Origin of the sequence: Umezawaea sp., assembly GCF_036375055.1 — a bacterium.
Classification (GTDB): Bacteria; Actinomycetota; Actinomycetes; order Mycobacteriales; family Pseudonocardiaceae; genus Umezawaea.
On record NZ_DASUSQ010000091.1, the window covers coordinates 53,304 to 63,519 of the forward strand.

Consider the following 10,216-nt stretch of genomic DNA (forward strand, 5'->3'; position numbering starts at 1 on the left):
GCGCCACCGGCGCGGAAGGCCTCCATCCGGGTTGTCCTGTTCGGCCCAGCGGTCAAGTCACCAGTACGTTCGTGCGGGTGGAGGAACCCAACCCCGAACGCGCGCACTGGGCGTTCGTCGCCTTCTTCACCGGCCTGGCCGGCTACTACCTGGCCACGCTCGCCGTCACCGCCCTCACCGCCGAGCGCTTCGAGCGGTTCGACGTCAGCAGCCCCCCTGTGCTGGGTCCGCTGCTGCTGCTCCTCTTCCTCCCCAACGTCCTGCTGGGCGCGGGCCCGGCCGCCATCTCCCGCTTCCGGGGCGACGGACCCGCGAAGGAGTTCGGCCTCAAACCGACCTGGCGGGACGTCAAGGTGGGCCTGGCGTGCGGCGGGCTCTCCCTGCTGGTGGCGTGGATCGTGGCGCTCCTCCTGCTCAGCGTCCGGCGGGACACCGCCGAGTCCAGGTCGGCCCTGGAGGACATCGGCCTGCTCTCCGGCGGCCGGTCGGTATGGCTCGCCGTGGCCGCCCTGTTCGTCTTCGCCGGAGCCCCGATCACCGAGGAGCTGCTCACCAGGGGAGCCCTCTGGAGGGCCCTGGAGCACCACCGCGTCCCCCGCACCACGATCCTCGTCCTGACCGCGTTGATCTTCGCCTTCCTGCACGAGGAGTCCTGGCGCACGCTCGGCCTCTTCGCGCAGGGCATGGCGATCGGCGCCGCGCGGATGATCACCGGGCGCACCTCGTCGAGCATGGTGGCCCACGCCACGAATAACCTGCTACCAGCGGTGTACCTGTACGTGGGCGCCTCCTGATTAGGGTGATGACTCGTGAACCCACCGCTCGAACCCCCACCGCAGGGACTGCTGGCCAGCGTCCGCGCGGTGAGCCGGGAGCCCGAACCCGAACGGGAGGGGCAGCGCTGGGGCTTCGGCGCGTTCCTGCTCGTCGAGGCCGTCTTCATCCTCAGCGCGGTGTTCATCACCGCCATCGCCACCACGTCGGGGGCCGACCTCTCGACGTCGATGTCGTTCCTGCTGATCGGCTCGATGCTGCCGACGGTGCTGGCGGCGGTCGTCGCCGTCGTGATCACGTACGTGCGCGGCAACGGCCCGCTGATCGACCTCCGCCTCGGCTGGGACTGGGCCGACGTCAAGGTCGGCCTCAAGCTCGGCGCCCTCGGCATCCTGCTGACCTACGTGGCGGCGACGGTGTGGGCGCGGGTGGTGGGGGACAAGAACGCGACGTCCGCCATCGGCGAGCTGGTGGACGGCACCACGATGCCGGTGTCGGCGGCCGTCGTGATGTTCCTCTACGTCTGCTTCGTCGGCCCGGTCTGCGAGGAGCTGATCTACCGCGGCCTGCTGTGGGGGGCGATCGAGCGCCAGGGCTGGAGCCGCTGGGCCGCGTTCCTGCTCACCACGCTGATCTTCGCCGCCAGCCACCTCGAACCCCTGCGCACGTCGCTGCTGATCGTCGTCGCGCTGCCCATCGGCATCGCCAGGCTGATCACCCGCAGGCTCACCGCGAGCGTCGTGGCGCACGTGGTCAACAACTTCCTGCCGGGCCTGACGGTCCTGCTCATCGCACTCGGGGTGATGCCGTCGTGATCGACCTCAACAGCGACCTCGGCGAGGGGTTCGGCGTCTGGCGGCTCGGCGACGACGACGCGCTGCTCGCCGTCGTGACGAGCGCGAACGTCGCCTGCGGCTTCCACGCGGGCGACCCGTCGACCATGCGCCGGGTGTGCGCCGCGGCGGCGGAACGGGGGGTGGCGGTCGGCGCGCAGGTGTCCTACCGCGACCTCGCCGGGTTCGGCCGCCGCTTCATCGACGTCGACCCGGCCGAGCTGGCCGACGAGGTGCTCTACCAGGTCGGGGCGCTCGACGCGTGCGCGAGGGCGGCGGGCACGGCGGTCGCCTACGTCAAGCCGCACGGCGCCCTCTACAACGCGGCCGTGCACCACGGGGCGCAGGCCGCGGCCGTCGTCGACGGCGTGAAGGCGTTCGGCGCGCTGCCCGTGCTGGGGCTGCCCGGCTCGCGGCTGCTGGCCGCCGCCGAGGCCGCCGGGCTGCCCGCCGTGCCCGAGGCGTTCGCGGACCGCGGGTACACGCCCGAGGGCGCGCTGGTGTCGCGCCGCGAGCCTGGCGCGCTGCTCACGGGCACCGCGGCCGTCGTCGACCGGGCCGTGCGATTGGCCGAGCACGGCGAGATCGTGGCCGTCGACGGCACGGTCCTCAAGACCGGCGCGGAATCGCTCTGCCTGCACGGGGACACGCCGGGAGCGGTCGCCCACGCCCGCGCGGTGCGGGACGCGCTGACCTCCGCCGGGGTGAAAATCGCACCTTTCACCCGGCCGATTCGGACCTGAGCGGGGCCGTCTGGCAGAATGGCTGGTTGTTCGCCGAGGCCGGACCCTCTCACCGTGCTGTGGCGCCATGTTCTTTGGGCTTTCCCACCCGTGCCCCACTCGGGTGACGAGCGCCCGCACCTTGGTAAACGAGAGCTTGAGGAGTACCAGTACCCGTGGCCGTCAAGATCAAGCTGCAGCGGCTTGGCAAGATCCGTCAGCCGTACTACCGGATCATCGTTTCGGACGCTCGCACCCGCCGCAACGGCAAGGCCATCGAGACGATCGGCAAGTACCACCCCAAGGAAGAGCCGTCGTTCATCGACGTCGACTCCGACCGGGCGCAGTACTGGCTGGGCGTCGGCGCGCAGCCGACCGAGTCCGTCCAGCGCCTGCTGGAGATCACCGGTGACTGGCAGAAGTTCAAGGGCCTGCCGGGCGCCGAGGGCACCCTGAAGGTCAAGGAGCCGAAGACGCCGAAGGCGGAGCTGTTCGCCGCCGCGCTGGCCGCCGCTTCGTCGGAGCCGATGGCCGAGGCCACCACCCCGAAGAAGAAGTCCGCGAAGAAGGCTGACGCGGAACCTGCCGCCGAGGCGCCCAAGGACGAGGCGTGAGTTTGTTGGCTGACGCCCTCGAACACCTCGTTCGTGGCATCGTCGACCACCCGGACGACGTCCGGGTGACCTTGGTCACCACTCGTCGCGGTCGCACCCTGGAGGTGCACGTCCACCCGGACGACCTCGGCAAGGTGATCGGGCGCGGCGGTCGCACCGCCACCGCCCTGCGCACCGTCATGGCCGGCATCGGCGGCCGTGGCGTTCGCGTCGACGTGGTCGACACCGACCGCTAGCCACAACACGAACACAGAAGTAGGGCATGGACGTCGTCGTCGGCCGCGTGGCCAAGGCGCACGGGATCACCGGTGAACTCGCCGTTGACGTGCGCACCGATTCACCCGAGACGCGGTTCGCGCTCGGTTCGGCACTGGTCGCGAAGCTGCGCGATGGAACGACGCGCACCCTCACCGTCGCAGCCGCCCGGAACCACTCCGGGCGGCTGCTGGTGCGTTTCGAGCAGGTGCTGACCAGGGACGTCGCGGAGTCGTTGCGCGGCACGCTGCTGCTGGGCAGCACGGACGACCTGCCGCCGACCGACGACCCGGACGAGTTCTACGACCACGAGCTGGAAGGCCTGGTCGTCGAGCTGCTGGACGGGTCGAAGGTCGGCACCGTCAAGGAGATCGCCCACACGGCGGGCGCCGAACTGCTCGTCGTCAACCGCGAGGGCGGTGGCGAGCTGCTGGTGCCGTTCGTGCGGCAGATCGTGCCGACCGTGGACGTGCGGGCGGGCCGGGTCGTCATCGACCCGCCGGAAGGCCTGCTCGATGCGGATTGACGTTCTGACGATCTTCCCCGAGTACCTCGACCCGATCAGGGCCGCGCTGCTCGGCAAGGCGATCGACAAGGGCTTGATCAGCGTCGACGTGCACGACCTCCGCGACTGGACGCACGACGTGCACAAGGCCGTGGACAACAGCCCGTACGGCGGCGGTCCCGGCATGGTGATGCGGCCGCAGGTCTGGGGCGACGCGCTCGACCAGGTGTGCGCCGGTGACCCGGCGCCGCGGCTGGTCGTGCCGACCCCGGCGGGGCGGCCGTTCACCCAGGCGCTGGCGCACGAGTACGCGGCCGAGCCGCGCCTGGTGTTCGCCTGCGGGCGCTACGAGGGCATCGACCAGCGCGTGATCGACGACGCGTCCACCCGCATGCGCGTGGACGAGGTCTCCATCGGCGACTACGTGCTCGTCGGCGGCGAGGTGGCGGTGCTGGTGGTGGTCGAGGCCGTCGTCCGCCTGCTGCCCGGTGTGCTCGGCAACCCGCGCTCGGCGGCGGAGGACTCGTTCTCCGACGGCCTGCTCGAAGGGCCCAGTTACACCCGTCCCGAGGTGTGGCGCGACCTGTCGGTGCCGGACGTGCTGCTGTCGGGCAACCACAGGCTCATCGACCGCTGGCGCCGTGACCAATCGCTCGAACGGACCCTGCACAGGCGTCCTGAGCTGCTCGAAGCCCTTCCCGAGGAAGCCTTCGACAAGCACGACAGGGCCCTGCTCGACCGACTCCGGTCGGTGGAGGAGTAGGGTCGATTTCATTCCGGAGGTGCCCATCTGGCACACTGGACAGGTTGCTGCAGCCGGTTATTCGTTCCGGCGCGCGCCGCAAGCCCGCCCCCAAGGTGTCGCACTCTGAAGCTGCATTGCGCTCTGGGGGAGTACGCGAGACATATTGAGGACGAGGACGGACCACCGATGAACACCCTGGACGCTCTTGACGCCCAGTCGCTGCGCTCCGACATCCCCAGCTTCCGGCCGGGCGACACGCTGAAGGTTCACGTCCGGGTCATCGAGGGCACGCGCGAGCGGGTCCAGGTGTTCCAGGGCATCGTGATCCGTCGCCAGGGCGGCGGCATCCGCGAGACCTTCACCGTGCGCAAGGTCTCCTTCGGTGTCGGCGTCGAGCGCACCTTCCCGGTGCACTCCCCGAACATCTCGGAGATCGAGGTCGCGACCCGTGGCGCCGTGCGTCGCGCGAAGCTGTACTACCTCCGGGATCTGCGCGGCAAGGCCGCCAAGATCAAGGAGAAGCGCACCGCCAAGCCGGGCGCCTGACAGCGCTCGCACCCCTACGCGTAGCCTGCCTACGTGGCAGACCCCGTGCGTTCGTCCGCTGACGGCAACGATTCAGATCCCCAGGGTGAAGATCGTGTCAGCGACCAGGCCGTAACCCCCGAGGCCGAGTTCGAGTCCACTCCGGACTCGGCCGGGGGTGGCAGGTCGAAGGCGAAGAAGAAGACCCCGCTGTGGCGTGAACTGCTGATCCTGGCGGGAACCGCGCTGGTGCTCACCTTCGTGATCCAGACGTTCCTGGCGCGGGTCTACGTGATCCCGTCGGCGTCGATGGAGCAAACGCTGCACGGGTGCCCCGGCTGCGTGAACGACAAGGTGCTGGTCGACAAGATCACCTACGACTTCGCCGACATCTCCCCCGGTGAAGTGGTCGTGTTCCGCGGTCCCGATTCGTGGGGCCAGAACGACATCCAGTCCAACCGTTCGGACAACCCGGTCGTCGCCGCGCTCCAGAGCGCCGCGTCCGTGGTGGGCCTCGCGCCGCCGGACGAGCGCGACTTCGTCAAGCGCGTCATCGCCACGGGCGGCCAGACCGTCCAGTGCTGCGACGACAAGCACCGGCTCATCGTCGACGGCAAGCCGCTGGACGAGCCGTACATCTACTGGCAGCCGGGCACCGGTCCCGAGGACCACGAGCCCTTCGAGCCGGTCAAGGTCCCCGAAGGCCACCTCTGGGTGATGGGTGACAACCGCACGAACTCCACCGACTCCCGCAAGCAGGGCGGCGGCGGTGTCGCGGGCACCGTTCCCGAGGCGAACGTCATCGGCAAGGCGCGCGTGATCGTCATCCCGCCGTCCCGCTGGGGCGGCATCAGCGACCACAACCCCCAGGCCATCGCCATCGGCGCCCCGGAGTGGCAGCGCGGTGTGCCCATCGGAGTCGGTATCGCGTCGGCCTGGCCGGTTCTGTTCCTCGGTCGACGACTTCGGAAACACCTGTTCGTGGGTCGCTGACCGGGTCCTCACACGGGGTCTGGGTACTCTGAGCGGGTGGTAGACGTCGTGCCTTCCCGAGGCCCATCCGATGAAGACCCCTATCGCTCCAGCGATGAGGAGGCCGTCGAGGCCTGGCGGGAGCGCGCGCGGAAGGCCCAGAAGGGCAAGCGCAAGGGCTCCTTCTGGAAGGAACTGCCGATCCTGGTGGTCGTGGCCTTCGGGCTCGCCTTCCTGATCCAGACGTTCCTGGCGCGGGTCTACATGATCCCGTCGGAGTCGATGGAGCAGACGTTGCACGGCTGCAACGGCTGCTACGGCGACCGCGTGCTGGTCGACAAGATCACCTACGACTTCAGCGAGCCCGCCCCCGGCGACGTGATCGTCTTCCACGGGCCGCAGAGCTGGCAGAACGACTTCGTCACGGCGGAGCCGACGAACGCGTTCCAGAAGGGCCTGCAAGGTCTCGGCGCGCTCGTCGGCCTGCCGTCGGCCAGCCAGGAGGACTTCGTCAAACGCGTCATCGCCGTCGGTGGCCAGACGGTGAAGTGCTGCGACGACAAGAACCGCGTCACCGTCGACGGCAAGCCGCTCGACGAGTCGTACCTGTACTGGGAGCCGGGCCGGAGCACCGTCCAGGAGTCGTTCGCGGACCTGACGATCCCCAAGGGCTTCCTGTTCGTGCTCGGCGACAACCGCAACGACTCGTGCGACTCGCGCTGCCAGGGCGACGGTCGGGAGGGCGGGCTCGTGCCGATCGACAACGTGGTGGGCAAGGCCCGCATGATCGTGCTTCCCCCGGCTCGCTGGCAGGGCGTCTCGGACCACAACCCGCAGGGCCAGACCGTCGCGATGGGCGCCCCGGCGTGGCAGGCCGCGGTGCCCGCGGGCATCGGCGTCGCCGCCGCGTGGCCCGTGCTGCTGCTGGGCAAGCGGGCGCGGGCCAGGTTCCGCCGCAAGACCCTGGGATAGGGTCGTCGGGTGATCCGCAACCCACCCCGCGTGGTCGTCCGGCGCGACGCCGGGATCTGGGCCCTGCAGGCCGCGCTCGACCGCCGTGGACTCGGCCCCGTCGCCGGGGTCGACGAAGCGGGCCGCGGCGCGTGCGCGGGCCCCCTGGTGGTCGCGTCGTGCGTGCTCAAGCCCAAGGACGCCGCGCGTTTCGAGGGCCTCACGGACTCGAAGCTGCTCACCGCCGCCGCGCGCGACCGCATGTACGACGTGGTGCTGGCCCGTGCGCTGGACTACGCGGTCATCGTCGTCCCGGCCGCCGAGGTCGACGCGATCGGCGTGCACGTGGCCAACATCGAGGGCATGCGCCGGGCGGTGGCGCGGTTGGGCGACCACCCCGGCTACGTGCTGACGGACGGGTTCCGCGTGCCGGGCCTGACCGCGCCGAGCATGCCGGTGCTCAAGGGCGACCGGGTGGCGGCGTGCGTGGCCGCCGCGTCGGTGCTGGCGAAGGTGACCAGGGACCGGATCATGTCCGGTCTGCACGAGGAGCTGCCGGTCTACGGTTTCGACGTCCACAAGGGCTACTGCACCGCCGTGCACACCTCCGCGCTGGAGGAGCACGGCCCGAGCGCGGAGCACCGGTGGTCGTATGCGAACGTGGCATCAGCCGCGATCCGGCACGGACTTGAGCCGCCACACCGTGTGGCGCGCAGTGTGGCCGCGATCGGCGTGGTCCAGAATGGGGCACCCCCGGTTGCGGGGGCGGCAGGGCTCGCGACGAGGAGGGGCGCGGATTCGATGATTACCCGCGCGGAGGCGTAATGAGTGCAGAGGATCTCGAAAAGTACGAGACCGAGATGGAGCTGTCGCTGTACAAGGAGTACCGCGACATCGTCAGCCAGTTCTCGTTCGTCGTGGAGACCGAACGGCGGTTCTACCTGGCCAATTCGGTCGACGTGCAGGTTCGCAACGCGGACGGCGAGGTCTACTTCGAGGTGCGCATGTCCGATGCCTGGGTGTGGGACATGTACCGCCCCGCCAGGTTCGTGAAGAACGTCCGCGTCATCACGTTCAAGGACGTCAACGTCGAGGAGTTGGACAAGCCCGACCTGCGGCTTCCCGAGGGCGGGCCGTTCGACACCTGATCCACCGGCCGCACGCCGACCTCGGTCCTCAGGGGATCCCTCCGCTGCTGGAGGGGTCCCCTGAAGGCTGTCCCGAGCCTGGTCGCCGCACTACCACACCCCACCGACAATTCCCCCTGCTCAGGCAGCTCAAGATCGCGACCTGTCCACAGCCCCGGCACCTGTCCACAGCCCCGGAGTTCCCCCTGGCCGCCCCCCGCCCCCCTGGGCAGAGTCGAACCAGACGACCGAGGGGGAACGACAGGTGGTGGACGTGGCGGTGGCAGCACGACGAGCCCTGGGCAAGCAGGGCGAGGACGTGGCGTGCGAGTACCTGGAGCGGCAGGGCCTGGTGGTCCTGAGCCGCAACTGGGCGTGCCGGGACGGCGAGCTGGACGTGGTCGCGACCGACGGCGACCAGTTGATCGTGGTGGAGGTCAAGAGCAGATCGGGTGTGGCGTTCGGCAGCCCGCTGGAGGCCGTGACCCCGGAGAAGCTGGCCCGCGTCCGCAAGGCGACCCAGCGCTGGCTGATGGCGTACCGCGTCGGCTGGGTGTCCGTCCGGTACGACGCGATCTCCGTGCTGTGGCCACCGGACGGTGACGTTCGGCTGCACCACCTGAGGGGCTTGTGATGGGCCTCGCGAGGGCCTGGTCCGTGGCGCTCTTCGGGGTGGACGGCGTCGTGGTCGAGATCGAGGCCGACGTGGGCGCGGGCACCGTGAAGACCCAGTTGCTGGGCCTGCCGGACGCGGCCCTGCACGAGTCGAAGGACCGCGTCCGGGCGGCCATCCGCAACAGCGACCACACCTGGCCGAGCCAGCGCGTGACGCTGGGCCTGTCCCCGGCCGCGCTCCCGAAGGGCGGTGCGGGCTACGACCTGGCGCTGGCCTCCGTCGTGCTGGCCGCCGCGGACTCGGTGCCCGCCGACCGCCTGGCGAGCACCGTCCTGCTGGGCGAGCTGGCGCTGGACGGCAGGCTGCGCGGTGTTCGCGGCGTGCTGCCCTCCCTGCTGGCCGCCCAGCGAGCGGGGCTGAGCCGGGCCGTGGTCCCCGTGGAGTCCCTGTCCGAGGCGTCACTGGTCGAAGGCTTGAGCATCCACGGCGCCGCCTCCCTGGCCGAGGTGGTGGCGTGGCTCAGGGGCGACGACACCGCGCTCCGGCCAGCCCCACCACCGGACTCGCCGACGCCGCCCAGCGCGGCCGACCTGGCCGACGTCCTGGGCCAACCCGAGGCCCGCTGGGCGTTGGAGGTGGCCGCGGCGGGCGCGCACCACCTGCTGCTCAGCGGCCCGCCCGGCACCGGCAAGACCATGCTGGCCCAGCGCCTCAGCGGCCTGCTGCCGTCCCTGACCACCCCGGAGGCCCTGGAGGTCACCGCCATCCACTCGGTGGCGGGTCTGCTGTCGACGGACGCACCGCTGGTGGTCGCACCGCCGTTCATCGCCCTGCACCACTCCGCCTCCGTCGCGGCCCTGGTCGGCGGCGGCTCCGGCCTGGCCAAGCCGGGTTCCGCCAGCAAGGCCCACCGCGGCGTCCTGTTCCTGGACGAGGCCTGCGAGTTCAGCAGGACCGGCCTGGACGCCCTCCGCACGGCCCTGGAGGAGGGCGAGGTCCGCCTGGCCAGGCAGGCGGGCACCGTCCGCTACCCCGCCCGCTTCCAGTTGGTGCTGGCCACCAACACCTGCCCCTGCGCCCCGCCGAAGGAGGTCGACTGCACCTGCACCCCGAAGGACCGCCGCAGGTACCTGGCGAAACTCTCCGGCCCACTACTCGATCGGGTGGACCTCCGCGTGAAGATGCGCCCCCTGACAGCCATGAACGGCGCCGAGATCACCACTCCCGAACCCACGGCGGTGGTCCGCGAACGCGTCCTCAGGGCCCGCCGCAGAGCAGCACAACGCTGGTCGTCCCACGGCGAGCCGTGGCGAACCAACGCGGAAGTCCCGGGCCCGTCCCTGCGCAGGGAATTCGCCCTACCGCGAAACACAACAGCCCTCTTGGACCGAGCCCTCTCCACGGGCGCCTTGACGGGCCGAGGAGCGGACCGCTGCATCAGAGTCGCCTGGACCCTCGCGGACCTGGCAGAAGCCCCAACCCCAGACGCCTCCCACGTGGCAGCGGCCCTGGAATTCCGCGAACGCCGCTCGCTCTACTAACCCACCCCACCCCGCCGAACGTCCACCCCCCCCAAC

At 70.6% G+C, this 10,216-nt stretch carries 14 protein-coding genes; all 14 read left to right on the top strand.

What is annotated here, in order from left to right; all coding sequences use genetic code 11:
• The first annotated feature begins 77 nt into the window (after positions 1-77).
• The 14 genes from VFZ92_RS25145 to VFZ92_RS25210 all read left to right on the top strand — a co-directional run bounded on the left by VFZ92_RS25145 (position 78) and on the right by VFZ92_RS25210 (position 10,180).
• Positions 78-794, top strand: coding sequence for a CPBP family intramembrane glutamic endopeptidase (locus tag VFZ92_RS25145; RefSeq protein ID WP_330878488.1), 717 nt, complete (start codon positions 78-80; stop codon positions 792-794).
• 15 nt (positions 795-809) lie between these two features.
• On the top strand, positions 810-1,589 hold the full coding sequence (locus VFZ92_RS25150) for a CPBP family intramembrane glutamic endopeptidase (protein WP_414720003.1): 780 nt from the start codon (positions 810-812) through the stop codon (positions 1,587-1,589).
• Positions 1,586-2,350, top strand: a complete 765-nt coding sequence (locus VFZ92_RS25155; RefSeq protein ID WP_330878489.1) for a 5-oxoprolinase subunit PxpA — start codon at positions 1,586-1,588, stop codon at positions 2,348-2,350. The genes VFZ92_RS25150 and VFZ92_RS25155 overlap by 4 nt, the downstream gene beginning before the upstream one ends.
• 155 nt (positions 2,351-2,505) lie before the next feature.
• A complete protein-coding gene (rpsP, locus tag VFZ92_RS25160; RefSeq protein ID WP_330878490.1) occupies positions 2,506-2,943 on the top strand; it encodes a 30S ribosomal protein S16 in 438 nt (145 codons plus the stop codon).
• Positions 2,940-3,179, top strand: coding sequence for an RNA-binding protein (locus tag VFZ92_RS25165; RefSeq protein ID WP_025360511.1), 240 nt, complete (start codon positions 2,940-2,942; stop codon positions 3,177-3,179). Before rpsP ends, VFZ92_RS25165 begins: the two co-directional genes overlap by 4 nt.
• Positions 3,180-3,205: 26 nt before the next feature.
• A complete protein-coding gene (gene rimM, locus VFZ92_RS25170) occupies positions 3,206-3,724 on the top strand; it encodes a ribosome maturation factor RimM (protein ID WP_330878491.1) in 519 nt (172 codons plus the stop codon).
• Entirely contained in the window at positions 3,714-4,466 is a 753-nt protein-coding gene (trmD, locus tag VFZ92_RS25175; RefSeq protein ID WP_330878492.1) for a tRNA (guanosine(37)-N1)-methyltransferase TrmD, read from the top strand. Before rimM ends, trmD begins: the two co-directional genes overlap by 11 nt.
• Positions 4,467-4,634: 168 nt before the next feature.
• On the top strand, positions 4,635-4,994 hold the full coding sequence (gene rplS / locus VFZ92_RS25180; protein WP_330878493.1) for a 50S ribosomal protein L19: 360 nt from the start codon (positions 4,635-4,637) through the stop codon (positions 4,992-4,994).
• 33 nt (positions 4,995-5,027) lie between these two features.
• The gene (gene lepB / locus VFZ92_RS25185; protein ID WP_330878494.1) at positions 5,028-5,966 is read left to right on the top strand and encodes a signal peptidase I; all 939 of its coding nucleotides are present in this window, start codon (positions 5,028-5,030) and stop codon (positions 5,964-5,966) included.
• Between the two features lie 36 nt (positions 5,967-6,002).
• Positions 6,003-6,917 (top strand): signal peptidase I, encoded by a 915-nt coding sequence (gene lepB, locus VFZ92_RS25190; protein WP_330878495.1) that lies wholly within the window; start codon positions 6,003-6,005, stop codon positions 6,915-6,917.
• Positions 6,918-6,926: 9 nt separating this feature from the next.
• A complete protein-coding gene (locus VFZ92_RS25195) occupies positions 6,927-7,721 on the top strand; it encodes a ribonuclease HII (protein ID WP_330878496.1) in 795 nt (264 codons plus the stop codon).
• Positions 7,721-8,044 carry a DUF2469 domain-containing protein gene (locus VFZ92_RS25200; RefSeq protein ID WP_259628072.1) on the top strand — a complete coding sequence of 108 codons (324 nt, stop codon included), beginning with the start codon at positions 7,721-7,723 and terminating at the stop codon, positions 8,042-8,044. The genes VFZ92_RS25195 and VFZ92_RS25200 overlap by 1 nt, the downstream gene beginning before the upstream one ends.
• 259 nt (positions 8,045-8,303) lie before the next feature.
• Positions 8,304-8,657: a YraN family protein gene (locus tag VFZ92_RS25205; RefSeq protein ID WP_330878497.1), complete on the top strand. Its 354-nt coding sequence runs from the start codon at positions 8,304-8,306 to the stop codon at positions 8,655-8,657.
• A complete protein-coding gene (locus VFZ92_RS25210; protein WP_330878498.1) occupies positions 8,657-10,180 on the top strand; it encodes a YifB family Mg chelatase-like AAA ATPase in 1,524 nt (507 codons plus the stop codon). The genes VFZ92_RS25205 and VFZ92_RS25210 overlap by 1 nt, the downstream gene beginning before the upstream one ends.
• The last annotated feature ends 36 nt before the right edge of the window (positions 10,181-10,216 follow it).